General features: G+C 39.6%; 37 protein-coding genes. 36 read left to right on the top strand and 1 reads right to left on the bottom strand.

Translation table 11 applies throughout. From position 1 onward, the window contains the following. The 30 genes from HNQ80_RS05205 to HNQ80_RS05065 all read left to right on the top strand — a co-directional run. On the top strand, window positions 1-332 hold a 332-nt coding region (locus HNQ80_RS05205), incomplete at its 5' end, for a sigma-70 family RNA polymerase sigma factor (protein WP_207726862.1). A gap of 136 nt (window positions 333-468) precedes the next feature. Next, window positions 469-678, top strand: a complete 210-nt coding sequence (locus tag HNQ80_RS05200) for a hypothetical protein (RefSeq protein WP_184308831.1) — start codon at window positions 469-471, stop codon at window positions 676-678. Next, the gene (locus HNQ80_RS05195; RefSeq protein ID WP_184308829.1) at window positions 675-989 is read left to right on the top strand and encodes an HNH endonuclease; all 315 of its coding nucleotides are present in this window, start codon (window positions 675-677) and stop codon (window positions 987-989) included. The genes HNQ80_RS05200 and HNQ80_RS05195 overlap by 4 nt, the downstream gene beginning before the upstream one ends. A gap of 111 nt (window positions 990-1,100) precedes the next feature. Beyond that, complete coding sequence (locus tag HNQ80_RS05190) at window positions 1,101-1,427, top strand: RNA polymerase subunit sigma-70 (RefSeq protein WP_243182991.1); 327 nt, start codon at window positions 1,101-1,103, stop codon at window positions 1,425-1,427. A gap of 25 nt (window positions 1,428-1,452) precedes the next feature. Further along, window positions 1,453-3,048 carry a terminase large subunit domain-containing protein gene (locus HNQ80_RS05185; protein WP_184308861.1) on the top strand — a complete coding sequence of 532 codons (1,596 nt, stop codon included), beginning with the start codon at window positions 1,453-1,455 and terminating at the stop codon, window positions 3,046-3,048. 15 nt (window positions 3,049-3,063) lie between these two features. Beyond that, on the top strand, window positions 3,064-4,227 hold the full coding sequence (locus tag HNQ80_RS05180) for a phage portal protein (protein ID WP_184308827.1): 1,164 nt from the start codon (window positions 3,064-3,066) through the stop codon (window positions 4,225-4,227). Continuing rightward, window positions 4,214-4,924 carry a head maturation protease, ClpP-related gene (locus tag HNQ80_RS05175; RefSeq protein ID WP_184308825.1) on the top strand — a complete coding sequence of 237 codons (711 nt, stop codon included), beginning with the start codon at window positions 4,214-4,216 and terminating at the stop codon, window positions 4,922-4,924. Before HNQ80_RS05180 ends, HNQ80_RS05175 begins: the two co-directional genes overlap by 14 nt. Continuing rightward, a complete protein-coding gene (locus tag HNQ80_RS05170) occupies window positions 4,924-6,102 on the top strand; it encodes a phage major capsid protein (RefSeq protein ID WP_243182989.1) in 1,179 nt (392 codons plus the stop codon). The genes HNQ80_RS05175 and HNQ80_RS05170 overlap by 1 nt, the downstream gene beginning before the upstream one ends. A 13-nt stretch (window positions 6,103-6,115) precedes the next feature. Beyond that, window positions 6,116-6,427, top strand: a complete 312-nt coding sequence (locus HNQ80_RS05165) for a hypothetical protein (protein ID WP_184308823.1) — start codon at window positions 6,116-6,118, stop codon at window positions 6,425-6,427. 11 nt (window positions 6,428-6,438) lie between these two features. After that, on the top strand, window positions 6,439-6,705 hold the full coding sequence (locus HNQ80_RS05160) for a head-tail connector protein (RefSeq protein ID WP_330602762.1): 267 nt from the start codon (window positions 6,439-6,441) through the stop codon (window positions 6,703-6,705). After that, entirely contained in the window at window positions 6,692-7,051 is a 360-nt protein-coding gene (locus HNQ80_RS05155) for a phage head closure protein (RefSeq protein WP_184308819.1), read from the top strand. The genes HNQ80_RS05160 and HNQ80_RS05155 overlap by 14 nt, the downstream gene beginning before the upstream one ends. Window positions 7,052-7,059: 8 nt before the next feature. Further along, window positions 7,060-7,479 (top strand): HK97 gp10 family phage protein, encoded by a 420-nt coding sequence (locus HNQ80_RS05150; RefSeq protein ID WP_330602761.1) that lies wholly within the window; start codon window positions 7,060-7,062, stop codon window positions 7,477-7,479. A gap of 12 nt (window positions 7,480-7,491) precedes the next feature. Next, window positions 7,492-7,926 carry a phage tail terminator family protein gene (locus HNQ80_RS05145; protein WP_184308817.1) on the top strand — a complete coding sequence of 145 codons (435 nt, stop codon included), beginning with the start codon at window positions 7,492-7,494 and terminating at the stop codon, window positions 7,924-7,926. A 14-nt stretch (window positions 7,927-7,940) separates the two neighbouring features. Then, window positions 7,941-9,020: a phage tail sheath C-terminal domain-containing protein gene (locus HNQ80_RS05140; protein WP_207726861.1), complete on the top strand. Its 1,080-nt coding sequence runs from the start codon at window positions 7,941-7,943 to the stop codon at window positions 9,018-9,020. A gap of 15 nt (window positions 9,021-9,035) precedes the next feature. Next, window positions 9,036-9,464, top strand: a complete 429-nt coding sequence (locus HNQ80_RS05135; protein WP_184308815.1) for a phage tail tube protein — start codon at window positions 9,036-9,038, stop codon at window positions 9,462-9,464. Window positions 9,465-9,482: 18 nt separating this feature from the next. Continuing rightward, a complete protein-coding gene (locus HNQ80_RS05130; protein WP_184308813.1) occupies window positions 9,483-9,881 on the top strand; it encodes a hypothetical protein in 399 nt (132 codons plus the stop codon). A gap of 56 nt (window positions 9,882-9,937) precedes the next feature. Then, window positions 9,938-10,060, top strand: coding sequence for a hypothetical protein (locus HNQ80_RS26220; RefSeq protein ID WP_279288958.1), 123 nt, complete (start codon window positions 9,938-9,940; stop codon window positions 10,058-10,060). A 43-nt stretch (window positions 10,061-10,103) separates the two neighbouring features. Then, window positions 10,104-10,640: a hypothetical protein gene (locus tag HNQ80_RS05125; protein ID WP_184308811.1), complete on the top strand. Its 537-nt coding sequence runs from the start codon at window positions 10,104-10,106 to the stop codon at window positions 10,638-10,640. 239 nt (window positions 10,641-10,879) lie between these two features. Beyond that, entirely contained in the window at window positions 10,880-12,115 is a 1,236-nt protein-coding gene (locus tag HNQ80_RS05120; protein WP_184308809.1) for a phage tail tape measure protein, read from the top strand. Window positions 12,116-12,125: 10 nt separating this feature from the next. Further along, window positions 12,126-12,539, top strand: coding sequence for a phage portal protein (locus HNQ80_RS05115; protein ID WP_184308807.1), 414 nt, complete (start codon window positions 12,126-12,128; stop codon window positions 12,537-12,539). Next, window positions 12,540-13,526 carry an XkdQ/YqbQ family protein gene (locus HNQ80_RS05110; protein ID WP_184308805.1) on the top strand — a complete coding sequence of 329 codons (987 nt, stop codon included), beginning with the start codon at window positions 12,540-12,542 and terminating at the stop codon, window positions 13,524-13,526. Next, on the top strand, window positions 13,526-13,909 hold the full coding sequence (locus tag HNQ80_RS05105) for a DUF2577 domain-containing protein (RefSeq protein WP_184308804.1): 384 nt from the start codon (window positions 13,526-13,528) through the stop codon (window positions 13,907-13,909). Before HNQ80_RS05110 ends, HNQ80_RS05105 begins: the two co-directional genes overlap by 1 nt. Window position 13,910: 1 nt before the next feature. Beyond that, window positions 13,911-14,360: a DUF2634 domain-containing protein gene (locus tag HNQ80_RS05100; RefSeq protein WP_184308802.1), complete on the top strand. Its 450-nt coding sequence runs from the start codon at window positions 13,911-13,913 to the stop codon at window positions 14,358-14,360. Beyond that, the gene (locus HNQ80_RS05095; RefSeq protein WP_184308800.1) at window positions 14,353-15,417 is read left to right on the top strand and encodes a baseplate J/gp47 family protein; all 1,065 of its coding nucleotides are present in this window, start codon (window positions 14,353-14,355) and stop codon (window positions 15,415-15,417) included. The genes HNQ80_RS05100 and HNQ80_RS05095 overlap by 8 nt, the downstream gene beginning before the upstream one ends. Next, window positions 15,410-15,958: a putative phage tail protein gene (locus HNQ80_RS05090; protein WP_184308798.1), complete on the top strand. Its 549-nt coding sequence runs from the start codon at window positions 15,410-15,412 to the stop codon at window positions 15,956-15,958. The genes HNQ80_RS05095 and HNQ80_RS05090 overlap by 8 nt, the downstream gene beginning before the upstream one ends. Before the next feature lie 10 nt (window positions 15,959-15,968). Next, window positions 15,969-18,662 carry a hypothetical protein gene (locus HNQ80_RS05085; protein WP_184308796.1) on the top strand — a complete coding sequence of 898 codons (2,694 nt, stop codon included), beginning with the start codon at window positions 15,969-15,971 and terminating at the stop codon, window positions 18,660-18,662. Then, window positions 18,659-18,964 carry a hypothetical protein gene (locus HNQ80_RS05080; protein ID WP_184308794.1) on the top strand — a complete coding sequence of 102 codons (306 nt, stop codon included), beginning with the start codon at window positions 18,659-18,661 and terminating at the stop codon, window positions 18,962-18,964. The genes HNQ80_RS05085 and HNQ80_RS05080 overlap by 4 nt, the downstream gene beginning before the upstream one ends. A 187-nt stretch (window positions 18,965-19,151) precedes the next feature. Continuing rightward, window positions 19,152-19,880 (top strand): N-acetylmuramoyl-L-alanine amidase family protein, encoded by a 729-nt coding sequence (locus HNQ80_RS05075; protein WP_184308792.1) that lies wholly within the window; start codon window positions 19,152-19,154, stop codon window positions 19,878-19,880. A 7-nt stretch (window positions 19,881-19,887) separates the two neighbouring features. Beyond that, window positions 19,888-20,109 carry a hemolysin XhlA family protein gene (locus HNQ80_RS05070; RefSeq protein ID WP_184308790.1) on the top strand — a complete coding sequence of 74 codons (222 nt, stop codon included), beginning with the start codon at window positions 19,888-19,890 and terminating at the stop codon, window positions 20,107-20,109. Window positions 20,110-20,120: 11 nt separating this feature from the next. Beyond that, a complete protein-coding gene (locus HNQ80_RS05065) occupies window positions 20,121-20,417 on the top strand; it encodes a phage holin family protein (protein WP_184308787.1) in 297 nt (98 codons plus the stop codon). 14 nt (window positions 20,418-20,431) lie between these two features. On the opposite strand, the gene HNQ80_RS05060 is transcribed toward HNQ80_RS05065, so the two are convergent. Further along, window positions 20,432-20,644 carry a helix-turn-helix domain-containing protein gene (locus HNQ80_RS05060; RefSeq protein ID WP_184308785.1) on the bottom strand — a complete coding sequence of 71 codons (213 nt, stop codon included), beginning with the start codon at window positions 20,642-20,644 and terminating at the stop codon, window positions 20,432-20,434. A 192-nt stretch (window positions 20,645-20,836) separates the two neighbouring features. Between HNQ80_RS05060 and HNQ80_RS26215 the strand changes: the two genes are divergently transcribed. The 6 genes from HNQ80_RS26215 (at window position 20,837) to HNQ80_RS05035 (ending at window position 24,333) form a co-directional block, all read left to right on the top strand. Continuing rightward, the gene (locus tag HNQ80_RS26215; protein WP_279288957.1) at window positions 20,837-20,962 is read left to right on the top strand and encodes a hypothetical protein; all 126 of its coding nucleotides are present in this window, start codon (window positions 20,837-20,839) and stop codon (window positions 20,960-20,962) included. Window positions 20,963-20,981: 19 nt separating this feature from the next. Beyond that, window positions 20,982-22,136, top strand: coding sequence for an FtsK/SpoIIIE domain-containing protein (locus HNQ80_RS05055; protein ID WP_184308783.1), 1,155 nt, complete (start codon window positions 20,982-20,984; stop codon window positions 22,134-22,136). Then, window positions 22,133-22,690, top strand: coding sequence for a hypothetical protein (locus tag HNQ80_RS05050; protein WP_184308781.1), 558 nt, complete (start codon window positions 22,133-22,135; stop codon window positions 22,688-22,690). The genes HNQ80_RS05055 and HNQ80_RS05050 overlap by 4 nt, the downstream gene beginning before the upstream one ends. Before the next feature lie 12 nt (window positions 22,691-22,702). Beyond that, window positions 22,703-23,173 carry a hypothetical protein gene (locus tag HNQ80_RS05045; protein ID WP_184308779.1) on the top strand — a complete coding sequence of 157 codons (471 nt, stop codon included), beginning with the start codon at window positions 22,703-22,705 and terminating at the stop codon, window positions 23,171-23,173. 163 nt (window positions 23,174-23,336) lie between these two features. Continuing rightward, entirely contained in the window at window positions 23,337-24,209 is an 873-nt protein-coding gene (locus HNQ80_RS05040; RefSeq protein WP_184308777.1) for a hypothetical protein, read from the top strand. Next, window positions 24,187-24,333: an AgrD family cyclic lactone autoinducer peptide gene (locus HNQ80_RS05035; RefSeq protein ID WP_184308775.1), complete on the top strand. Its 147-nt coding sequence runs from the start codon at window positions 24,187-24,189 to the stop codon at window positions 24,331-24,333. The genes HNQ80_RS05040 and HNQ80_RS05035 overlap by 23 nt, the downstream gene beginning before the upstream one ends. Window positions 24,334-24,349: the final 16 nt, after the last annotated feature.

Here is a 24,349-nt window from a genome sequence, read left to right as displayed (position 1 = left end):
TAAGAGAGGATGGTGGAGAAGTGAAAAATATACCACTAACTCACGAAAATCAAGACTACCTATTCTATATCATGGATTCATCATCGAAGATGCAACAAAGTACAAACCAAAGCCAGATCAAGAAATTAAAGAAAATTCTTCAGAAAGCAATAGAAATGGAACTGACAGAGAAGCAAAAGCAAATACTCCTGATGTACTACTACGAAAACAAGAATCAGAGGCAAATTGCTGAGGAATTAAGCATGAATCAGTCCAATGTATCTAGAAATTTAAGGCAGGCAGAAAGAAAACTAAAAAAAATTAATGAATACATAACAGATTATGCGCTGTAAACGCATAAAATCGATAAATGTACGGTAATAGTAGAAAGATATATTCACGTAATGGCTACTAGCCGATCCCTTGCAAAAGGCACTCAGAAATGGGTGCTTTTTAGTATGCTTCAATTACTTTGAAAGGTGGTGCAGCATGGAGAAACATCTGTGTAGAGTAAAATTCCACAATGGTTTAATTGTCTGTGCATCAGAGGTTTTATGCACCGATTGTCCAGAACGTAAGAAGTGTCAAGAGATTACAATAAACCTTGATGAAAAGTATGAAGGAGTAAGGGAGTGCATGAGTCATGACAGCTATCGGAGAGAAAAAAGAAAGATGAAACAGAAACGGTGGGGGAAATGAGAATTGAATTATTCGATGCGATAAAGCAGGGTGACACTAGAAAGTTTTACAAGAGTAAAGAGTGGCTTGCGAAAAGAAGTCAGATAAAGATAAGAGATAATAATGAATGCCAGAAGTGTAAGCGTAGAGGGAGATACAGCAAAGCTACATGTGTGCATCATAAAAAGCATCTTAAGGATTATCCTGAATTAGCTCTTACTGATGATAATCTTGAAAGTCTTTGTGATCCTTGTCATAACGAAGAACATCCAGAGAAGCTTATCAAGAAAGAATCTAGCAAGAAATTTATTAACGAAGAACGGTGGGAATAAATATACCCCCCGGGTCAAAAAAATCAAAAAAATTTAGAATTCTCCGGACCGGATGAGGGTCAAGGCTCTGGAGATTTTAAGAGAAATCTCACATGTAGGGGGGTGGGTGAGTTGACGGAGTTAGAAAAGCTAAGAAAAAAAATAGAACGGGCCTTAAACAAGCAGATGAAAGAAAAGAAGCTAGACCAGCATGCTCACTACAAGGATTTGGCCAAGGACTACCTATCACTGTGGGATATTAAAAACAAATTGATTGAGGATATTGAAAAAAGAGGAGTCTCTGTATTTTGGGCAAATGGAGGAGGGCAACAAGGATACAAGAAAAATGAGAGTATTTCAGAACTGCTAAAGGTAAATAAACAAATGCTGTCCATCCTTTATGATCTTGGGATAAGAGCATCTGATTTGAAGGTAGTTGATGAAGATGAGGAGCTATAGATATCACGAATACATAGATGCCTGGATGGATGCAGTCGAGCATGGGAAGGTCCATGCTTGCGAAGAACAGAAGCTATTAATGGAGTTTGCCAGAGAGGTCCTCGATGATCCAAATGTCATAATAGATTCTGAAAAAATTTATGAAGCTGTTGAAGTGGTGGGAAAATACTTTCCATTCGGCCTATTGGATTTTCAAAGATTCTTTTTCGCCTTTGTATCTGGGATATTCTATAAAGACACAGGGGACCTGGTCTTTGATGAGTTCTTTGTTTATATGGGTAGAGGCGGCGGGAAAAATGGACTGATTTCTTGCACAAGCTTTTATTTACAGAGTGATAAGCATGGTATCAAAAATTATGATATTGATATTGTGGCCACCTCCGAAAAACAGGCAAAGACCAGTTTTGAAGAAGTATATCAGGTGATAGAGGATACACCGAAACTTCAAAAATTATTCCACAGGACAAAGGAAGAAATCACCTTCAGCAAGACAAACTCTACATTGAGATATTGTACTTCCAATGCCAGAACAAAAGATGGAGGACGACCCGGTGCCCTTATCTTTGATGAAGTGCATCAATATGAAAACTATGATAATATTGCAGTTCATATTGGAGGCCTTGGCAAAGTTGCCAACCCCAGGAGGTTTTATATAACCACCGACGGAAACGTTAGGGAATCGGTATTGGATGACCTCAAAGAAAAATCAAGAAGAATATTATTAGGGGAAGATCACCATAATGGATTCTTCCCTTTTATCTTTAAGATGGATTCAGTGGAAGAGGTAGACAATCCTGATTTGTGGGAAAAAGCAATCCCGAGGATAAACCATGACAGGACGCTGAAAAGAACAATCTTAAAAGAATACAATGATATGCATCAAAGCTCGGAGTTGAAAGTCGCTTTCCTTACAAAAAGGATGAACATCCCTACCCAGGATGAAGCTACAGCTGTGGCAAGTTGGGAGGAGATAAAAGCCACTAACCAACCTATTCCTGATCTAATAGGACTGGAGTGCATAGGGGCTGTTGATTTTGCGGATTTGAAAGACTTTTGTTCCGTAGGTCTGCTGTTTAAAAAAGGCGGGAAGCGGATCTTCATGCAGCATACCTTTATCCATGAGAAAAGTATAAAGTTTACCAAGTTCAATATAGACATTCAAGAGGCCGTCGATTTGGGGCTGGCTACCATCATAAAAGGAGCGCCCACGATACCGCCCAAAGTGGTGGTGGAGTGGTTTAAAGAAAAAGCCAGCATGTACCATATAAAAACCATTGTAGCCGATAGTTTTAGGTATGCGGCACTCAAGGAAACCTTTAACAATGAGGGCGCGCCTTTGGAAAGCATCCGCTCTGGAGAGATCAGTCATAGTAAACTCCATCCGCTTATAAGCCAATTATTTGCAAATGGGTTGTTGATATTTGGAGATGATAAGCTGATGCGATGGTATGTGAATAATACCTATGTTGAGACCAGGAGAAATGGCAACAAGGCATATTTAAAGATAGAACCTATCAAGAGAAAAACGGATGGGTTTTTCTGCTTTTTGCATGCCATGACAAAAGATGAGGATCTGGAAGAGGTCGGAGAATTTAGATCATACGGCGTTTATACGTATTAGAAGGATGGTGATGAAATGGGATTGTGGAGTTGGTTCTCAGGATTATTCAAAGACGATGGCACGCTGAAGCTTGATGTATGCGTTGGAGAAATTGCTGCGGAAGTATATTACAAAGAGTTGGCTGTACAGGCATGCGTAAATCTTATAGCCAACGCTGTATCGAGGAGCGAGTTCCTTACCTATGAAAAAGGGCAGAAAAAGAGGGGAGAAAACTACTATCTTTTCAATGTAGAGCCCAATCAAAACAAGTCATCCAGCAAGTTCTGGAGAGATGTGATACATAAATTGGTTTATGAAAATGAATGCCTGGTGATACAGCAAGACGGAAAATTCTACGTGGCAGATGAATTTACGTCTTTAAAGTACGCATTCAAGGAAAATATCTACAAGGACATTGTCATTGAGGGCTATCAATTGAGCAACACCTACCTGGAATCTCAGGTGTTCCACTTCGAACTCCATGACGAAAAGATCAAGACTGTAGTGGAGGGGCTTTATCAGTCCTACGGGAAGCTTATTGCTGCGAGTCAAAACTATTACAAAAAGAACAATGCAAAACGGGGTACATTAAAGATCCCAACGAGCTATCCTCAGACGGAACAGGCCCAAAATGATTTAACCGACCTGCTGTCTGCAAGATTTAAAAAATTCTTTGAGGCGACAGGTGGAGCTGTGCTGCCCCTGACCAATGGTCTGGAGTACGACGAGATAGGAAGCAAAACAAACAGCAAGACAGAGGGTGGATCTAAAGAGATTAGAGGTTTTATTGATGATATCTTTGATTTTGTGGCCATAGCTTTTCAAGTGCCTCCGCAGCTCCTAAAAGGGAATGTAGCGGATACCGATAAGGCCGTAAACAATTTCCTGACTTTCTGCATCAACCCTCTGGCAGAGCTGCTTGCCGATGAAATAAACAGAAAGCTCTATGGGAAAAAATCCTATCTGGAAAATACATACCTCAAAATAGACACCACAAGGATAAAGAGTGTGGATATTTCAGATGTGGCTGGCCCATTGGAAATTTTATTGAGGATTGGATCCTATTCAATTGATGATTGCCTTGAAGCCTTGGGCATGGAGCCGTTAAATACTGAGTGGAGCCGGGCCAGATGGATGACAAAGAACTATGAAAGAGCTGAAACAAGAGCGAAAGGAGGTGGGGAGAATGGAAATGCCTAAAATCCAAACAAGGCTAGAGGTAAGAGCTGAGGAAAATAGCGACGTAGCTGAATTATATCTATATGGAGTTATCCGGCAGGCTTATTGGTGGGAGGAGGAAGATGATTGCATATCTGCCAAGGGAGTAAAAAGAAGATTGGAGGCCTTAAAGGGGAAAGACATAAATGTCCATATCAATTCTGGCGGCGGAGATGTGTTTGAAAGTATTGCTATTTGCAATCTATTCAAGCAGCATGATGGAAATATTGATATATACATCGATTCAATGGCCGGAAGCGGAGCAAGTATTATTGCTACATCCGGAAAAAATGTGTATATGTTTACCAACAGCATGCAGATGATCCACAAGGCCTGGACTATCGTCTTGGGGAATGCCGACGAGCTAAGAAAAACTGCCGGGGATCTTGATAAGATAGACGCCGCTGTAAAGGCCAGCTATATGAGTAAGTTTGTAGGAACAGAAGAAGAATTAGAAAAGCTGATTGCAGATGAAACCTATCTAACTGCAGAGGAATGCCTGGCCTTTGGTTTATGCACAAAGATCATAGATGAAAAGAAGGAAGAAGAAGTTGTAGAAAACAGTATCAAAGATACATTGTTCAACAAATACAGGAAAGAAGTGAAAGCGGAAGTGGGAGAAGTAAAGCCCACTCTTTTTAATGCTTTTAAAAAACATAACGTAGGAGGTAACGAATAATGAAAAATAAAATTCTAAAAGATGGTATTGACTTACAGTTATTCACATCAAAGGGCATGAACAATTTGGATTTGCAGGCACAAAACGAACTGGAGCTGAAAGAAAAAATTAAGAATGCAATTGAAAATGGAGACAGTGAAGCATTCGCAGCTGTTCAAGTTGAATTGGCAAAAGGTATTGAAGCCAGGATATTGCAGGAAGCAAAGCAGGCAGCCAATGAAAATTTGAATGATCAATCTGTAATGGTAAAGAGAGGACTCAATCCTTTAACAACCAAAGAGAAAGCATACTACAACGAAGTTATAGGAGCTGGTGGATTTGCTGGTATTCAAACTCTATTACCACCCACAGTATTTGATAGAGTTTTCGAAGACTTAAGACAAAACCATCCATTACTTGCAGAAATTGAATTTGTAAACACAACAGGGGTAACAGAATGGATCACAAGAAATAATGATGCTGAAGCTGCATGGTGGGGCGCTTTGTGTGCTGAAATTACAAAGAAGCTTGAGGCAGCCTTTAAGAAGGAGAAAACAGCGCTCTATAAGTTAAGTGCATTTGTTCCAGTCTGCAAGGCAATGTTGGATTTAGGTCCTGAATGGCTAGATCGATTCGTAAGAGAATTGTTGATGGAATCTTTGGCCATAGCTTTAGAATTAGCTATTGTGGCAGGAACAGGAAAAGAGCAGCCAATCGGAATGATTAAAAACTTAAACGGCGCCGTTGTAGAAGGGGTATACCCTGACAAAGCGGCTGTAGCCTTGGATGATCTACAGCCAGTGACATTGGGGACACATGTTATGGCTCCATTAACGAAGAGTGGAAAGAGAGCAGTACCAAGCGTGCTATTAGTGGTAAATCCACTGGATTACTGGTCAAAAATATTCCCTGCTACAACATTTTTAAGTGCAACGGGTACCTATGTCCATGGTGTATTGCCAATCCCTGCAAAAGTAGTTCAATCTGTTGCAGTGCCAGAGGGTAAGATGATCGCAGGTATGGCTAAAGATTACTTCATGGGCGTAGGATCTACTCAAAAAATTGAGTATTCTGATCACTACAAATTCCTTGAAGATGAGAGAACTTATATTGCAAAGCAATACGCCAACGGAAAGCCAAAAGACAACGATTCATTCCTGGTGTTTGATATCAGCGGCATGACAACACCTACAGTATAGGAGGTAAGTTCATATGAAAGTGAAAGTAGTAAAGAAATTTAGAGATAAGCATACTACTCTCATTCATCAAAAAGACCAGGAGTTGGAAATCACTCAAGAGAGGTTTGAGGAAATTAACTCAACCTCTCTCGGTGTTTTTGTTGAAGAGATCCATGAAATAATTGAAGAGACACAAACTGAAGAAGAAAAACTATCAAGTGAAGAAATTCAGAAAGAGGAGAAGTCAATAGCTGAGGCAGAAGCTCCAGGAGAAAACGAAATTCCAAAAGTTGAAGAGACTGTAAAAACAACAGAGAATAAAAGGGAGAGATCCACTAAAAAGTAGGTGGTTAGATGTTGCAAGCAGTTAGAGATTATTTGAAAATAACCTGGGATGATGAAGATACGATGATACAGGATCTCATAACTAGGGGGAAAACTTATCTAAATGGCCTGGTCGGTGTGGAGCTTGATTTTGATGTAGAAGATGAGCCTAAATCTTTACTCTTAGATTATTGTAGATATGCCTATAACAATGCATTAGAGTACTTTGAAGACAATTTCAAAACACAGATTCTAAGACTACAACTTAAAAAGGCAGTTGATGCATATGTTGAAATCTAGAGAAGAAAAGACAAAAGAGCTTCTGACTGTTACAGATACCAAGATTGAGGTATGGGGTAGAGAAGAATTTAAAAATGAGCTAAAAGAGACAGCGTATCGAGACAAAAGTATAAAAACCATATGGGCAAAAGTAATACCTCAGACAGGAAAGCTGCAAAGCCAAGCTGCTGACACAAAGCTATCCAATGTGAGTCATAAAATCCTAGTCCGATACGGTGCTGGAAAAGATATTACCCAAGACATGCATTTTAAAGTTCGAGGAAATAGATTTGATATTAAGTATATCCTCAATCCATATTATGCAGATGAATGGCTTGAGATATTCTGTGAAGAAATCATCGAGTAGGTGATGTTGTGGCTGAGTCTTTTGATATCAAAGAGATGGATCAATTTTCTAAGGATATTCTAAAATTGGCAAAACAGAAAATGCCGAAAGAGGTTAAAAAGTTCCTTGTAAAAGAAGGTGCCAAGCTAAACAGAAAGGTTAAGAAAAAAGCCCAATCAAAGGTTAAGAAAAAGACGGGGAACTACGTAAAAGGCTTTAAAAAAGGACGGGTATATAAATACAATAGTGATGAGATGGCCATCCGAGTATATAACGGTGCGCCCCATGCCCACCTGATCGAGCATGGTCATGCAGTTGTCAGAGATGGAAAAGAGATTGGCTTTGCGAAGGGTAAAAAAGTCCTGGAAGAATCGGCAAAGGAGTTCGAAAACGAGTTTTATCAAGATATGGATAAATTAGTGGATGAAATGCTGGATAAAGGACTATAGGAAGGTGATAGGATGGTCACTTTAAAGGATATTGTAACGGCGGTGAATACCAAAATAGAGGAGAATTTTCCAGAGATAAAGATTGAAACGAGGGACATAACAGAAGGTTTTGACAGACCTTCTTTTTTTACGGATATTGATTATGCCCGTAAAGGGTCCTTTATGGACAGCGCTGTGGAAAGATCTATGACGGTGAGAATTCATTATTTCGCAAGAAATAGAAATGAACATCGTCTGGAGCTGCTGGATGTACAAGAAAAGCTGGAGGATATGTTTTTTCAGACCCTTGAAATTAATGAAAGGTTTATCGTGCACATCGATGAGACAAACGTTGAAAAGCTAGAGGGAGGAATCATAGAATTTAGCTTTGATATCAACTATATTGAAGAATTAGAAATTGAGGATCCGTCAGAGATGATGGAGGAAATGGATGTAAGTATAAGATGAAAGGGTGATAATGAATGCCTATAGGATTGCCTAAAATTGAGATTGTATTTAAGCAAAAAGCTGTATCAGCGGTCCAGAGAAGTGCTAAAGGCATTGTCGTATTGATCTTGAAGGATGACACAGGCAGCTTTGACCTAAAAGAATATAAAGCGATTAGCGAAATTGTAGCAGAAGACTGGACAGCGAGTAACCTAAAGTACATCAATGATGCTTTTCTTGGGACTTCAGCCAAGGTTATTGCAGTAAGCGTGCCCACCACAACTACAGATTTAATTGCCGATGCCGTTGGAAAATTGGCGAACAAGAAATTCAACTGGATTTGTGCACCCGGTGGATCGGCGACTGAACAACAAGCCCTTACTACATGGGTAAAAGGACAGAATACAAACAATGGAAAGACCTATAAAGCCCTGGTATTTAATGCGACGGTTACCGATGACATGCACATCGTGAACTTTACGAATACAAATGTGAAGCCAAAGGGTGCTGATGAAATCACCGGGGATAAATATCTTGCAAGGCTGGCAGGAATATTTGCAGGGCTACCCATGACCATGAGTGCTACCTATTATGTGCTGCAAGACCTGGAGAGCGTCACAGAGCCGGAGGATGTGGAAGCAGCCATTAATGATGGGGAGCTTGTGCTAATCAATGACGAGGAAGAAGTCAAAATTGCAAGGGCTGTGAACAGTCTCGTAACCCTCACAACGGATCGGACCGAGGATATGAAGAAGATCATTATCGTAGAGTCTATGGATATGATTCTGGAGGATATTCGAAGTACCTTTAAGGAGTTCTACGTAGGTAAGTACAAGAACAACTACGATAACCAGGTTCTCTTTATCAGTGCCATTAATTCATATTTCAAAACCCTTGCTGGAGAAGATATTTTAGATATCAACTATAGCAATAAAGCATTCGTGGACATAGAAACCCAGCGCAATGCATGGCTAAGTATCGGCAAGGTAGAAGCTGAGACATGGGATGAGTTAACGGTAAAAAACAACACCTTTAGGAGCAATGTATATCTTGGTGGAAACATTAAGATTTTAGATGCCATGGAAGACTTGAAGTTTAACATTACCATGTTATAGAAAGAGGTGAAATAGATGGCTAAATTAAAAGCAAACAGAGTGATCAATGGAACCTTCGGCAGTATTTGGGTCAATGGGGAGAAATGGGCAGAGGTCAAGTCCTTTGAATTAAAGGTCCAAGGACAATATGAGGATGTAAATTTCTGCGAAGAATTGGGAAAGCATCGAAAATACATGGGTTTTGAAGGCTCTGGAACCATAACACTTCAAAAGGTTTATGACAGAGGAGCCAAGCTGTTGGCAGAGGCCTTTAAATCTGGAGAGATGCCGGACGTAAAAATCGTTGGGAAGCTTGCTGATCCTGCCGCCTTTGGACATACCCGAGTTGAGGCTACAGAGGTTACATTTGATGAATTCACGCTCCTAAAATTTGAAAACAAAGCTTTAGGTGAAGAGGAATTGCCTTTCCAATTTGCCGACTATGATTTAATTGATGCTATCTAATAGAAAGGGGATTGCAAGATGAGCAAGAAAACGGATAAGATTAAGAAATTGACACTAACAGACTTGATCGCAAAGAAGGAGCAGAGGGATAAGGCAAAATTGGCCTTTAAGGATATTCATGTAGAAAGCCTTGGAGGGACGATTGTAGCCCAAAGACCCAGTGATGAGGTGATCCTAGAGACTATCGACTTGATGGGCAACAATGACAGCGCAAAGGAAATCGTGGCTGCATTTAAATATCTAATCTATACCAGCATTCCTATTCTAAAAGAACCATCACTCCAAGAGGCATATGAATGTGTTGAACCCGATGAAATTGTCATGAAATTGTTTGATATTGGAGAGGTACTAGAAGTAGGGGCGGCTATCTTGGAGATGGCAGGGGTAAAGGATATTGGTGAAACTCTAAAAAACTAATTGAGACAGATTGGGAGTTTGAGATGTATGCTTTCTATCTTCCAAGGGGACACGACTTGGATAAACTCATGAATCTGTCCTATATAGAAAAGATCATGTATAAGAAGTCCATGGAGAAGTTTTACAAGGACGAGGCTGAAAAATATGGAGCCATATTTGGAAAGGGTGACGGAAATTAAAGGTTGCCCTTTTTTATTTTTATAAAGAAAGTGAGGTGAGAAAATGGCAAAGAAGGTCATACAGACGATTCTAAACCTAAAGGATCAATTCAGTAATAAGATCGATAAATCAACCAAGAACATCAAGCAGATGCAAAGGCAAGTGAAGCATGTTGACAATCAAATAAAAAGCTTCAAAAACAATGCTGTCGGTAGTTTTGGCGCCGTGGCAAAGTCTATAGGTGGGCTTGCGGTTGGATTTGCAGGGCTAAAAGGCATAGGAGATACCATTGGTACAGCCTTTACTGAAGCTACAAATATGGAAGGTTTTCGCACACAGTTAGAGACAGCCACAAAGGACGCTAAAAAAGCAGGGCAAATTATGTCATGGTCTGTTAAACTTGCAAATAAAACGCCTTTTGAGACTGGTCAAATGGTTGAAGCCAGCGCAAAACTTGAAGCAATGGGGCTGGCGGCGCAAAAGTATTTACCCCTAATTGGTGATATGGCAGGAGCTACTAATAAAGACTTGATCCAGGCAACCGAGGCAATCATTGATGCGCAGACTGGTGAGTTAGAACGGTTAATTTTAGCCGCTTAGGAGAGTAATCTTCTATGAAACAACCCTCAAATTCGGTGAAACTCTTATTAATAAGACAATACCGAGCCAAGCCTATTTTATTGGAAGGTGTAACGACTAGACGGGGGTCATCCAAATGGGATGAAGGTATAGTCTGAACTCATAGGCGACTATGAGAGGATGGCAGAAATGACCATCCCACACTGTAAACAGTGGGGTAACAGATTGTAAAAGAATTTGGCATTAAGAAAGCTGACATTGTGGAGTATGCCTATAAAAAGATGGGCAAGATCCAAGTCGTAAACAATAAGGGCCAAATCACGAACCAAGAAAAGTTCAATGAGGCATTGATGAGGCTAATGGATGAGAAGTTCAAGGGTGGCATGGAGAAAATGGCTAGCAACACCAAGGGGCTTTGGTCTACAATTACAGGGGTTACTAAATCAGCCTTGGCGAATATCATTGGAGCTACAGACGAAGGTACGATAAAGCAAGGAAGTGCCATGGATATGCTAAAGGGCAGGATCAAGGCTGTAGCTGATACCCTTGTCAGATGGCAGGAAAGCGGCGTTTTTGATAAGATCAGCGTCAAACTGACAAAGGGAATCAACCGAATTATTACAGGGTTTGTTGGTATAAAAAGCAGAATACAGGCCGTCATTGACTTTATCCATAGCCAATATGGCTTTATTGACTTCAAAGCCATTTTTCTGACTGGTTTTGGTGCTGCTATAGAAATGCTAAAGTTTTTAGTCAAACTCATTGATGGGATAGCAGCTCATGTAAAGCGGAATTGGGGAATCTATGAGCCAATCATTGCCGGAGCTATAGGCTTATTTATCGCATTCAAAGCCAAGGCATTGGCAGTGAGTGCAGGAATATACGCCATTGGAAAAGCCATGCAAGTATTCAACTTTATAAACAAGATCGTAGGCATGATGAATCCATGGTCATTGGCCCTTATGGCTATCATTGCAATAGGGGTATTGGTGTGGAGGAATTGGGATACCATCAAAGCCAAGGCATTGGAACTGTATACGAATGTAACCGATACATTTACCAGGATTAAAGAGACAATTGTGGGCGCTTTCACTTCTGTAGGCAGCAGTATCAAAGATGTCATCAATGATATGATTGACAGATTGAATGGACTTATTGAAGGATTCAACGGACTTGCATCCTTTAAGGCTCCCGGTTGGCTTGGAGGTAAAACGATAGGGGTTAAAATACCTAAGATTCCAAAACTCGCCATGGGTACGCCATATTTTAAGGGTGGTTTAGCCCAAACCGATGAACGAGGTGGAGAGATCAAGAGATACCCAAGCGGAACGACGATTATTCCAGCCGATAAAAGCGAGAAGATCATCGATAATGCTTCTGGAGGCATAAGCTTGCAGATCATCATACAAGGCAATGTAATTGGTAATGAAGAATATGCAAATTACTTGGCGAATTTCATTATTAGGAAAATAAAAGCAGCCTTAGGTAATAGGTAGGTGATGAGAAATGGACATTGTATTTTCTGCCAATAATTTTGAAGAATCTATTAAACTTCCTGTGGTACCCCCTAGCTTAGAAATAAGTTCACCGAGGAAGAATGAGGAGTTTGAGACAATACAGATGGGGACCATAAATTTATTAGGATTAAAAGGGTTGAGGACGTTGTCTATTCAATCCTTTTTTCCTATGAAGAACTATCCATTCGTTAAGGACAAAAGGAACGGATGGGACTATGTGAATTTCTTAAATAAGTGGTCTGATAAAAGGGTGCCTATTCGAATTATCATCACGGATAAAGCAGGAAAAGAAGTGTTGAATATGCCATGCACAGTGGAGAATTTCACCTATGGGCTGGATCGAATAGGAGACATTCAATACACCTTAGAAATTAAAGAATTTCGATTTGTTGAGGTGAAATAAATGGCCCATCAATTATTCGTATATAAAAACAATCAGCCTAAGGATATCACTGAGCTGGTGGGTAATCTATCCTGGTCAAGTAATATCGATAGCTTAGGTGTTGAGCTTGGATTTGATTATGCCTATAACGACAGCCAGTATTTTCAAAACTCAGATATACTGACGCTGGGGGATCATATCATTCTAGCCAACGACATGAAAGAACTTCATCGATTTGTCATTGTCAGTCAAGAGCCAAATGAAAGGTTTGGAAAGAAGTTCACATGTTTTGATTATGCATGGTACTTGAATAAAAATGAAACGGTGATTCAGTTCAATAAAATTAGTGCCAGTGATGCCATAAAAAAGCTGCTGGATCGATTTGAAATCAAACATAGCATTGCCAAAATAGCCACTTCAATCACGAAGATATATAAGGATCAGCCAATCAGCGATATCCTAAAGGATATTTTAGAGCAGGTAACCAATGAGACAGGGCTTAAGTACCGAATGGAAATGAGAATTGATACCTTACATATTGAGAAGCAGTTGGATTTACTTATTAATCCTATGGCACGATTGAGCAGCAATACGGCCCCCTTTCCTGTAACATCTGCAATTAGTAGGCCAAGCAGAAAAACGAGCATAGAAGAGATGAAAAACAAGGTTATCGTGGTATCCGATGAGGAAAAATCAACGAAAATCCTTGCATCCATACAGGATGATGTCAATATTGGGAAGTATGGGAGCATGCAGGAAGTCATCATCGTTGACAAAAAGAACGAGGCCCAAGCCAGAAATATTGCGAAAAACAATCTTTCTGAGTTGAATCGAGTACAAGAAGACGTAAGCTTAGAGTTGCTTGGGCATGATGAAATCCGGGCAGGAAGAATTTTAGAATTTAATGAAACGACAACTGGAATCGTTGGGAGATATGTGATCAAATCAGACAATCACACAGTAAGCAACGGTATTCATAAGGTTAGTGTTACGTTAGGGGTGGAGTAATGGAGAGTTGGGATGTAGAATTTGCTGGAATGTTCAAAGACAGAGATAACAAGGGTTATTCGGGCCCTCAGGTTGGGGTCGTACTTTCACCGCCGCCCAATACACGGGTGAGACTTGGAGATGAGATCATCTTAACCATGGATCATCTGATTATTGCAGCTCATGTACTGAGCGGATATAAACGGGAATTTTCAAGCACCAGCAGCGGTGACATTGTGACGAAAACACCACCGCCGGAAACGTACGATACCTATACAGTCCTGGAGTCGCTGGATCATGAGGGCGAGATAACGTTGAAGGATACATTAAAGATCGGGGACCAGGTAATTTTGATTCCTGCATCCACGGATCAAACCTACTTTTTAATAGATAAGGTGGGATAGAATGGCTATATTTCCAAAGTTTAATATAGATACAAGCAATACTCTGCCAAGTGACAGCAACGTAAAAGAGCTAGGTAGAGTATTTTTATTTGACTTCAACGAAAAGAAATACGTTCTTAACGATGGAAAGATGGTTGAAGCTACCTATGAACAAAAAATCATGATGTGGGTGGAGCAACTTATCCGAACAGAGCTTGAAAAATTTGAGATATATAAAGATACAGATTTCGGCCTTGAGATCATTAAGTTTATAGGCCGCAGGGATATTCCTGTGGGGGTGATTAATTCAGAGGTTAAGAGGCAGATATCCGAAAAAATTATCATGCATCCCCATATCGAACGCATTGAGAATTTTACCACTGAAAGAAACAGCAATCAGATTATCATTAGCTTTGACGTATTGTTGATCAATGGAAATTCGCTGCCAATGGAGGTGACAATGAATGTTTGAAGATAAAACACGGGATAACATCCATGATGAGCTCCTGGCAAACATCGATGATTCATATGACAAGACCCAAGGCTATCCCATATGGGACATATTGAGGTCCTTTGCGATTGAGGGAGAAAAGATATATCAAAATATGAATCTATTGGCAGAGAAAGTTGACGTGGATAAATTAACCGGTAGTGAGCTGGAGAGGTTTGTCTCCCAACGAAAAGGAATCACCCGAAAGCAAGCTACCAAGGCGAAGGGTCAATTAATGATAAACGGTAATGGGACGATTAACATTGGTGATTTATTTGAGACTCCAAGCGGTATTCAGTTCAGAGCCATAGAAACCAAGACGATTTTAAATACTGGAGTCGTAAATATTGAGGCCCTGGTGGCCGGAGACGTTGGGAATGTGCCAGCAAATCAAATCATCCAAATGCCTGTAACCTTATCGGGGATTACCTCTGTCAACAATACAGGGGCTACCCATGACGGCTATGAGGCCGAGACAGATACCAGCCTTAGGGAGCGGTATTACCTGGCCCTTAAAACTCCTGCTACCAGTGGGAACAAATGGCACTATTTGCAATGGGCGAAAGAAATTGCAGGGGTTGGAGATGCCAAGGTGTTTCCACTAGAGCGAGGAGATAATACCGTGGAGATCGTCATCATTGACAGCAACAAGCAACCGACAAGTGAAAGTCTCATCGAGGCAGTTCAGAATTATATAGACCCAGGATCATTGGGTAAAGGTGAAGGAGCTGCGCCTATAGGGGCCTATTGCTATGCGATTTCAGCAATAGAAAAGCCCATTAATATTAGCCTGTCGGTTACGCTGCTTTCCGGCTATGGATTGGAAGAGGTACAGACGAATATCGAAAATGCCGTGGATGGATATCTTAAAGAGATTGCCTTCAAAAGAGATTTCATATCCTATGCAAAGCTTGGGAGCGTGATCCTGGATAGTGAAGGGGTTGAGGATTACAGTGATTTGGTTGTGAATGGACAGTCGGATAACATTCCAATAGGAGTCAAGGAAGTTGCCATATTAGGTGGTGTTACCATTGTCTAGGAATGAACTAATTAAACATTTGCACAAAATTGTGCGTCAGGATCCTGTGGTAAATGAGATCATGAAGTCAGCTGGAGAGGATTTTGATTCTATCGATAGCACTTTAGAAGATTTATACAAGCAGTATTTTATTGATACGGCAACCTGGGGCCTTGATATATGGGAAAAACAACTGGGCATTAAGATTGATTACAGCAGATCCTTAGCCAATAGGAGAAGCTTGATCAAGGCAAAGCTCCGGGGAGAGGGCAAGATCGATGCCGAAAAAATAAAAAGTGTAGTCGATGCATGGACCAATGGGAATGTAGATGTGGAGCTCTCCAGTGGCAAGATCAAGGTGACATTTAACGATGTGTTAGGGATCCCTGACGAAATAGAAGTGGTAAAGGCAACGCTAGAAGATATCAAGCCTGCCCATTTAGCCCTACTTTTCTATTTTATTTATCTAACATGGGATCAATTCGATGCATACAACAAGACCTGGGATGAGTGGGATGCATTGAATTTGACATGGGATCAAAGAGAAACTTATCAGGAATAGAGGTGGTTAAATGCCAAGTCAAAATAAGACTCAATATGTAGGGTTAAACCAGTGGCAGGGTAACGAGTATCCAATGAGAGAGGATTATAATGAGGATAACCGAAAAACAGAAGCTAAGATCAAAGAAAATGCAGACTCTATCAGTGCGCTTCGAGAAGATTTCGATTCTGAGGTTGTAGAAAGGCCTGGTCCAGCGACTATAATCCTTAATACCTGGGACAAACGAGTACAGGCCATCATGGCAAAGATAGCCAGTGGCTTGAATTTTGAATTGAATGGGAATATGGTGGTGAACCTTTTAGGTAGGGATGGGGATTGTGAGGATATAAGTAAATGGGCAGTGGCTAATGCAACTAGAGCCTTGACTAGTGGAAGTAAGGTGTTCGGCACTTATGGTATTGAGGTAACCAGTGCCACAGCGAGCGCCACAGCTATTAGAGCGGCGTCACCATTTCAAATAAGTAATTCTAAATATTACTTCCTAAGTGCGTATGCAAAGAATGTAAATTATACTTCATTAGATTTATATGCTACTAAAGGTAGTGCAACGTCAACAGGAATAAAAAATGTTGGTTTCCAGTTAAGTACGACTGATTTTAAAAGGGCCGGATTAAAGTTATCACCTACAGATCTAGGAACAGAAACTTCAATTTATCCGTATATTCATGGAATCCCTGGTGCCATAGGTAACAAGCATATCATAGATGGCGTTATGTTAATTGAAATAACCGCAGACGAATACAACAATATGACGGTAGATCAACTATTAGAGAAATACCCTTACGTCAATTCTGCCCAACCAACGCTGAACCCTGTAATTGATATAGCAGGGAAAAATTTGATAGATATAAATGATATTCAGAATGGCGGGATAAGTACAGCAAATGGGGTAGAATTTAGTGATAGCACTTACGTACGTGGTCGTAGCTTTATTCCAGTAAAGCCTAATACTCAATATATAAAGAGCATCAACTCTGCTTATCGTTTTCCTGCTATATTTTACTATGACAAAGATAGAAACTATATAGGGTATTCGGTAGTAAGTGACCAAGTTTTTACAACACCGCAAAATTGCAGGCTTATACGCTACTGGGTGTCAAGATTAGATTCTGCCACCATAGACTTAACGGAGTTTAAATTAAATGCAAATCTTCAAATTGAAGAAGGAACAACCGCCACGACATACGAACCATTCCGAGGGACTAAGACAATCGTCCCCACGATGCTAGGGAAAATAGGCAGCTACGTTGACAAATTGAAGTATGAAAATGGTGTATTTAAGAAGATCAAGAAAGTCGAAAAATTGATTTTAGATGGTAGTCTTACATGGTCGTTCAGTGCTGATTATGCTGGATTTAAGCGAGTATCGATACCAAATACATTTAACTTATTCGATAATAATTTATTGATTACTAAGTATAACGGAGCGATTCTACTTGGTTTTACTTCGACATGGGATAAAGCTGATATGCACGGGTATGGGTCTTACTTAAATATTACCGTAGCAGACACAGACACAGGCTGGGGCGAATCTTATACCCCTACAGCCGACGAGATAAAGGCGTTTTTCATGGGTTGGAAGATGTATGATAGTGCAGCTAATCCTAATGGTACCGTACCGTATAACGGCACAGGTACAAAGGCATGGGCTTACAGAAGAGAATCAGATGGTGCATTAACAGGAGGAACCACTACTTTACCAACTACGCAAGCCCCTATAAATAATTATTGGCAACCTTACACCCTATACTACGCCCTAGCCCAACCAGTGGAAGAAATAATTAACATTCCTTCTATCTGTGAATTGCCGACGCTTTCAGAAGGTATTAACACGATAGCTGTATCTAGTGGGTTGGTGTATGAAAAAGTAAATCCTGCTTTAAATTCTGGATATTACCATATTAATTATGCAGGTTTATCTTCCCAGCTTAAAAATAAACCTAAAAATATATTAAAGGTTATTCGAGTAAAAGATGGAGTAATGACCGATGATACCCAAAATTGGATATTTCTATATGTATCCACGGCATATGGGGGAGTAGTAAGGTGCTATATTACACAAACAACCTATGATTCTTTAGATAGAGTCGGTGCAGAATACTGGGTACTATACGAAGTCCTACCCGAAGAATATAATTGCCAACTATTCGAAGGCACAGGCACACACGCCGAGAACCTTAGAACCGCCCACGAAATGGCACAGGAGACTGTTAAAAACCTACAGAAACAGGCTGTAAGGCAGATAGGGGACATACCTGCTATTGTTAAAAATATGAAGCATAAAGGGGCTAGAGTGAAATTATCTAGCAACCAAAGTATTCCGAATGATACGCTAACTATTCTATCGTTTGCTAGTGAAGGCTATGATACAAATGATTTTTGGAATATCTACAGCCCTACAAAACTTGTGATACCGCAAGGCGTATCAAAAATACGGGTGTCTGCTTGCGTTGTATGGGCAACAAGTACCGCAGGTTATAGATTATTAAGAGTATTAAAAAATGGTGTGTCTTTTGAAGGTATGCCATATAGTCAGTTTGGACCGTCTACAGATGTCGGAGATGTAAGACAAAATGTTGTTTCATCCATAGTAGACGTGGTAGCGGGTGATTATTTCGAAGTGCAAGTAAGACAAAGGTCTGGCGGGGCATTAAACGTGCTGAGTGATAGCGCCACGTGGTTTTCATTGGAGGTGACCGAATGATAAAACTAGAAATCACAAAAGAAGTAAATTCAAGTAAGTTAATGGACGAATTATTAGCACAAGGCTTGATCAATCCACTTTGTGAAGATGGGACCAGTACAATACGAGATAATAGTGTATTTATAGATGATGAGGAAAATATAGAAGCAGTACAACAGATCATAGATGCCCATGATCCTACACCATTACCTCAACCACTATCTGAGATAGAGCAATTAAAACTAGAGAAAAATATACTTGCTCAAAGTATATATGATTTGACAACAATCATAGAAGCAATCTTACTAGGGGGTATTGAATAATGACAAAAGAAGAGATGCTTCAAAAGCTTGCAGAAATTAAAAATAAAGCAAAGGAGATGATGGAGAATGGCAGCTCTACTGGAAATGTTGAAGAAAATTAGAGATGCAGTAGCGAAACTATTTACAGAATAGTTGTGACATAGACACCTGAGGGTGTTATTTTTATGTCTGAAAGGAGAGAGGAACCATGTCGACGATTATTATAGATCCTGGTCATGGCGGAGCAGATCCAGGAGGAGGCACAAACCAATACTGGAAAGAAAAAGATTTAGTATTACAGATATCACAGTATCAGGAGCGAAGATTCAAAGAACTAGGCATATCCGTCAGCCTCACAAGAGCAACAGATATCACCCTTACATCCGGACAGAGAACCAACCTTGTAAAAGCGTCAGGGGCAAAGTACTGTATCTCAAACCATATTAATGCTGGAGGCGGCGAAGGAGCAGAGACTATTTACAGTATTTATGGGGACGGAAAATTGGCGAATGGGATTTTAGATGCCATTGCTGCAGCTGGCCAGAAAAAGAGAAGGGTATTTACCAGAACCCTTCCTTCTAACCCGTCAAAGGATTATTATTTCATGCACCGAGAGACAGGCAACGTACAAACAGTAATTGTGGAGTATGGCTTCGCTGACAATGCGAATGATACACAACGGTTACTGGAGCATTGGCAAGAGTATGCAGAGGCCGTTGTAAAAGCTTTCTGTCAGCATATAGGGCATCCATATAAGGCACCTCAAAAGGAGAAAACGGCCTTAGAAAAGGCACTCGATGTTTTTATCCAGGAAGGAATCACCACAACACCCGACTATTGGTTACAAAATGCGGTGCCAGGTGAAGTTGTTAAAGGAGAATATGCAGCAATCATGATCGAAAAAGCGGCAGCAAGGATCAATCAATTAAGAAAGTAGGTGCTATATGGACCCTATACAGCAGCAAATATTAGAAAGACTGGTGAGGCTAGAAACCAAAATTGATGGCTATAACAGTGTGAGAGAAAAGCTTGAACAGACCCATAGTACAGCGATTCAAAATGAAAAAGATATTGCGGAGATTAAGGATAATCAAAAATGGCTCTGGCGGACAATCGCTGGAGCTATTATTGTGGGGCTAATCGCCGCATTAATACAATATAAATAGGAGGAGATAACATGCAAGAGTTAAATAATGTCATTATCATTTTACAGGAAGTACTTAAGAATCCATGGATGCTTATGTTTGCAGCTCTTTGGGTGTTGGGGTATATGTTGAAGGAGCATACAACCTTAAATAATAAGATCATCCCATGGGTGATATGGGTTGCAGCTGGGACCCTTGGGTGGGTCTTGATCGAGGCATCCATTGCAGGAGCAATCATCGGATTCGTGATAGGCTGGATCATCATAGGGTTTTATGAACACATCAAGAATACATTCGAGATATTCAAGAAAGATAATGCCGGGGCTTAGTGCTCCGGCTTTTTTTATTTTTTGACTTCTTTTACCACAGAAACTAAATCACCTATATCACAATTTAAATATGTGGCTATTTTTTCCAATGTCTTCAATGTCAAGTATTCGTTTTTATTGATCTTAGAGATGGTTGCCCACGCAATACCTAGATCATTTTCTAAATCTTGCAATTGTCTATCGTTTTTAACGAGCTGTATTTTAAGTCCTTTATATGATATTGACATAATAGCTAAACCCCCTTTATAACTACTATACATGAATATTATTCCGTATTCAAATAGAGATAACCTTTAAAAAAATGAAGAAAATTTTGTAGTGGACATGCAATAATCTAAAATTGGCAGCATAAGTTAGAAGTAAGTTAACCTATAAGTCAGATAGAAGTCAATAACTTACAAAAGAATAGCTATATTACTATGCTAGAGATACTTTTTGAGGAAAGTATAAGCGGAGCGGAACGAAGTGGAGCGAAGCAGGGGGATGGTAAAGGGGGTGAGCCAAACCAAAAACAGGAAGACGAGAGGGAAGATAGAATAAAGTGAAAATGTTGGAGGTGGTTAGGTGTTCACACTGACAATCGGTAGTATAGGTTTGGGATTAGGGTATTTGATGTTTTCTGGAATGGAATACGCTAACTGGAAAACTCTGTTTAAAAATTGTGGCTTGTACAAAGATGAGATGTATCCAAAATTGCAAGAGAAAAAAAGAACGCTCTATGGATACTGTTTGCGCTTTACGCTACCTCTAGGACTCGGTTGCGACGATTTCTTAAGGAAGCAGCAGGCCATAGAGCAATACTTGAATAGAAAAATTGATATCAAATATTCGAATAAGAATATTCTTATTGAAGTATATGAGACAGAATTAGAAATATGTGAATTTAAAGCGACTGAGACAAGAGGACCTGTAGATCTCGTAATTGGATATACCCACGGTGGGAAGTTATTAAAAATAGATCTAGCAGATGGCGCACCTCATGTATTAATAGCTGGGGAAACTGGAAGCGGAAAAAGTACTGTGCTGCGTAGCATTATCACAAACCTCATATTGACAAAGAAAAGAAGAGATATAAAGTTACACCTCATCGATTTGAAGAAGGGGGCAGAGTTTGGGATATTTCGAAAGTGCGGCATGGTAGAGAACTTCGCCAGGGATCGAGGAGAAGCAGAGAAACTACTGCATAAATTATCATGTGAAGTTGATCGAAGGTATGATTTATTCTTCAAGAACGATGTAGTAGACATTAAAGAATACAATCAGCGATTTAAAAATAAGAAGCTAGATTACCAGATAGTCTTCGTAGATGAATTTGCGGACCTTAGAAGAGAAAAGGAAAGTCAAAATATCTTATTAGAGTTGGCATCAAAAGCGCGGGCATGTGGCATTCATTTAGTAGTTTCAACCCAGCGGCCTAGCGCAAAGATAATTGACGGAGATATCCGAGCCAATATTCCAATTATTGTTGGACTAAAAACAGCTACCGAAATCAATAGTCGGATCATCATTGAAGAGAATGGGTTAGAGAAGTTAAGAGGGAAAGGACATGGATTTCTTAAGGCTGGTAAGCTGAAAGAGTTTCAGTCTATGAATCTTACGCCAGAGAGAGCCCGGGATTTACTAAAGTCTTTTTATGTTGAGCAGAATCAGGAACACATTGAAAAGGATGATATCAGCGGAGAAGTAAAAGACTTTTCATTCTTAGAGGTGATTAAATGATTACTTCAAGGGATTTAAGTGTTATAGATGCTATAGAAAAATATAAGATCATGCGTACAAGCACAATAGCAAAACTATACTTTCCATCTTTGTTGATGGCTCAAAAAAGATTGAAAACCATGGTCGAGAATAAAGAGGTAAAAAGGATGCGGGATCTAACGACAAAAGAGTACTGCTACTATATCAGGAAGCCTAAGCAGTGGCGGCATAGCCTATTGACAACAGATTTCTATGCAGCTGCTAGTGAACTTATAGACATTGTGAGCTTTCAAAGTGAAGTTACAATCGAGCATCTTAGGTGTGATGGATTGATCGCTTATAGGCATAGAGGGAAAGGTTATGTGGCCTTTCTGGAGGTGCAGATATCAAACACACCTCTTGATGTGGAGAAGTACAAGAAACTACTATACAGTGGAGCCTATAAACAGTATTTTGGAGGAGTGTTTCCTAGGATCATAGCTGTGACAAATCGAAACATACCCCAAATAAATGACCTAACGATTATCCAGGTCAAAGAGGATCTTAGTAATATCGAGGATATATTAAGAAAATAAGGGGGAAGATCCATGAAAGGTAAATTTATAATTACTATGACAGTGGCAGCAATGTTGGCCATGAATAGCGCAGCATATGGTGCAGATCAGGATGTGGTAGGTAAGCTCTGGAAGGAAACACAGATAGAGTATGCAGAAAAGAAAATAGATGAATACATGAGCAGCGGATGGGATCTATTGGGTTGGAGAGGAGAGAAAATATATTTTCAGCTCAGGGATGACTATTCTCGAGGCAGTATTATAAAGCAAATAGAATTTGAAATGCAGACTGCTGGGAAGCAATTCCGCATGATCGAAAAGAATTATAAAGACAATGATTTAATCTATGATGCATTCTTATTGACTTGCCTCGGTGGAAAGACGATATCTAAATACTTCAAGGTTGGTAAAGTTACACGCGCTAAAAATAAGGCTCAGGTGGTTAAAAACTTTAAGAAATCTAAAGGTGAAATAATTAAAAAGGTTATAAGTGGATTGAAATAAATGTCATAATAAAAGCCTAGCTATAAAACGTTAGGCTTTTATTATGTTCTCTATAAAGCTATTTTACAATCAAACTGTCGAATTTTGTCCCGATATTTCGGTGTAAATTTTTAAAGAATTTTGGTATTATCTAGATAAATAAAAATGTTGGGAGGATTTACATATGGAGATTATGCCATTAAAAGATATTATTTTCGCCATGGTGCCAGAGGTAATTTTTGCGATTGCTTTTCCGCTTGTTTTATTTGAAGGCAAAGAAATAAAAAAAATGTTCTCCATAAAGATGGCATTGAAGTTGATTATCTCTATAGCATTTATAACCTACACAGCTTTCAAAATCAGAACAATCACAAGCAATATTGTTTATATTAATCTTTCTAGTACATTTACAATAGCCCTGGTCTATGGATTTCTTGGTTTCAATATAAGGAGATCGTTATTTTCTGCCGGAATTACTATGATGCTCGTTATGGTTTTAGAGACATTTGTGGTCCCAGCTTTCACATTAATATTTAAGGAAGGCGTGCAACAAAACGGAATTTTATACTATCGGCTCCAGCTGTCAATTATTAATAGAACTATTTCATTCCTGATCATATGTTTTCTTTATCTAAAAGATATTAGGCTCAAGAGGAATGTGTTCTTTAGAAAAAAATGGGACGACCTTACCCCTGGATCTAAATATACGGCTTTCACTTTGATAACATTTCTACTATGCTCGTTGTTTATTAATACTAGATTTTCGGATATATACATTCGCCAAAAAGACTTCCAGAGCATCACCTTCACAGAAATGGATTTATTAATACTTTTTATAATCGTTATATATTTTTTATACTCCAATGTAAGTCTTTTACGTAGGACACTGAACTATGAGACTTTCATGGAGCTTTATGACAAGGAGCCAATAGACTTACATAAAGAAATGCTGTTGGTCAGCAGTAATGAAGAGATAGAAGAATATTACAATCAAATCATTGCTGAAAAACTCAAAAGGAAGGGAGTGAAGGAGGATGAAAAAGAACATAGCAGGTAAATTATTAGCTCATTTTTTTACTTTTTCGGCTATCGTTTTATTTGTAAGCGCATTAGCATCAAAAGCAGCTGAAGCATGTTTATCTGGATTATATCAAGAAGAAATGCCTGAGGAATTACTGTAGAGAGAGAGGGGATTTT

Origin of the sequence: Anaerosolibacter carboniphilus (assembly GCF_014205875.1) — a bacterium.
GTDB classification, from domain to species: domain Bacteria; phylum Bacillota; class Clostridia; order Peptostreptococcales; family Thermotaleaceae; genus Anaerosolibacter; species Anaerosolibacter carboniphilus.
The sequence above is the reverse complement of the archived record's forward strand: the minus strand, read 5'-3'. Positions and strand labels throughout refer to the sequence as shown.

Coding starts and splice junctions, on each gene's coding strand:
- HNQ80_RS05200 (WP_184308831.1), top strand. CDS start 469: ATGGAGAAACATCTGTGTAGAGTAAAATTCCACAATGGTTTAATTGTC.
- HNQ80_RS05195 (WP_184308829.1), top strand. CDS start 675: ATGAGAATTGAATTATTCGATGCGATAAAGCAGGGTGACACTAGAAAG.
- HNQ80_RS05185 (WP_184308861.1), top strand. CDS start 1,453: ATGGATGCAGTCGAGCATGGGAAGGTCCATGCTTGCGAAGAACAGAAG.
- HNQ80_RS05180 (WP_184308827.1), top strand. CDS start 3,064: ATGGGATTGTGGAGTTGGTTCTCAGGATTATTCAAAGACGATGGCACG.
- HNQ80_RS05175 (WP_184308825.1), top strand. CDS start 4,214: ATGGAAATGCCTAAAATCCAAACAAGGCTAGAGGTAAGAGCTGAGGAA.
- HNQ80_RS05170 (WP_243182989.1), top strand. CDS start 4,924: ATGAAAAATAAAATTCTAAAAGATGGTATTGACTTACAGTTATTCACA.
- HNQ80_RS05165 (WP_184308823.1), top strand. CDS start 6,116: ATGAAAGTGAAAGTAGTAAAGAAATTTAGAGATAAGCATACTACTCTC.
- HNQ80_RS05155 (WP_184308819.1), top strand. CDS start 6,692: ATGTTGAAATCTAGAGAAGAAAAGACAAAAGAGCTTCTGACTGTTACA.
- HNQ80_RS05145 (WP_184308817.1), top strand. CDS start 7,492: ATGGTCACTTTAAAGGATATTGTAACGGCGGTGAATACCAAAATAGAG.
- HNQ80_RS05140 (WP_207726861.1), top strand. CDS start 7,941: ATGCCTATAGGATTGCCTAAAATTGAGATTGTATTTAAGCAAAAAGCT.
- HNQ80_RS05135 (WP_184308815.1), top strand. CDS start 9,036: ATGGCTAAATTAAAAGCAAACAGAGTGATCAATGGAACCTTCGGCAGT.
- HNQ80_RS05130 (WP_184308813.1), top strand. CDS start 9,483: ATGAGCAAGAAAACGGATAAGATTAAGAAATTGACACTAACAGACTTG.
- HNQ80_RS05125 (WP_184308811.1), top strand. CDS start 10,104: ATGGCAAAGAAGGTCATACAGACGATTCTAAACCTAAAGGATCAATTC.
- HNQ80_RS05115 (WP_184308807.1), top strand. CDS start 12,126: ATGGACATTGTATTTTCTGCCAATAATTTTGAAGAATCTATTAAACTT.
- HNQ80_RS05110 (WP_184308805.1), top strand. CDS start 12,540: ATGGCCCATCAATTATTCGTATATAAAAACAATCAGCCTAAGGATATC.
- HNQ80_RS05105 (WP_184308804.1), top strand. CDS start 13,526: ATGGAGAGTTGGGATGTAGAATTTGCTGGAATGTTCAAAGACAGAGAT.
- HNQ80_RS05100 (WP_184308802.1), top strand. CDS start 13,911: ATGGCTATATTTCCAAAGTTTAATATAGATACAAGCAATACTCTGCCA.
- HNQ80_RS05095 (WP_184308800.1), top strand. CDS start 14,353: ATGTTTGAAGATAAAACACGGGATAACATCCATGATGAGCTCCTGGCA.
- HNQ80_RS05085 (WP_184308796.1), top strand. CDS start 15,969: ATGCCAAGTCAAAATAAGACTCAATATGTAGGGTTAAACCAGTGGCAG.
- HNQ80_RS05080 (WP_184308794.1), top strand. CDS start 18,659: ATGATAAAACTAGAAATCACAAAAGAAGTAAATTCAAGTAAGTTAATG.
- HNQ80_RS05075 (WP_184308792.1), top strand. CDS start 19,152: ATGTCGACGATTATTATAGATCCTGGTCATGGCGGAGCAGATCCAGGA.
- HNQ80_RS05070 (WP_184308790.1), top strand. CDS start 19,888: ATGGACCCTATACAGCAGCAAATATTAGAAAGACTGGTGAGGCTAGAA.
- HNQ80_RS05065 (WP_184308787.1), top strand. CDS start 20,121: ATGCAAGAGTTAAATAATGTCATTATCATTTTACAGGAAGTACTTAAG.
- HNQ80_RS05060 (WP_184308785.1), bottom strand. CDS start 20,644: ATGTCAATATCATATAAAGGACTTAAAATACAGCTCGTTAAAAACGAT.
- HNQ80_RS26215 (WP_279288957.1), top strand. CDS start 20,837: ATGCTAGAGATACTTTTTGAGGAAAGTATAAGCGGAGCGGAACGAAGT.
- HNQ80_RS05050 (WP_184308781.1), top strand. CDS start 22,133: ATGATTACTTCAAGGGATTTAAGTGTTATAGATGCTATAGAAAAATAT.
- HNQ80_RS05045 (WP_184308779.1), top strand. CDS start 22,703: ATGAAAGGTAAATTTATAATTACTATGACAGTGGCAGCAATGTTGGCC.
- HNQ80_RS05040 (WP_184308777.1), top strand. CDS start 23,337: ATGGAGATTATGCCATTAAAAGATATTATTTTCGCCATGGTGCCAGAG.
- HNQ80_RS05035 (WP_184308775.1), top strand. CDS start 24,187: ATGAAAAAGAACATAGCAGGTAAATTATTAGCTCATTTTTTTACTTTT.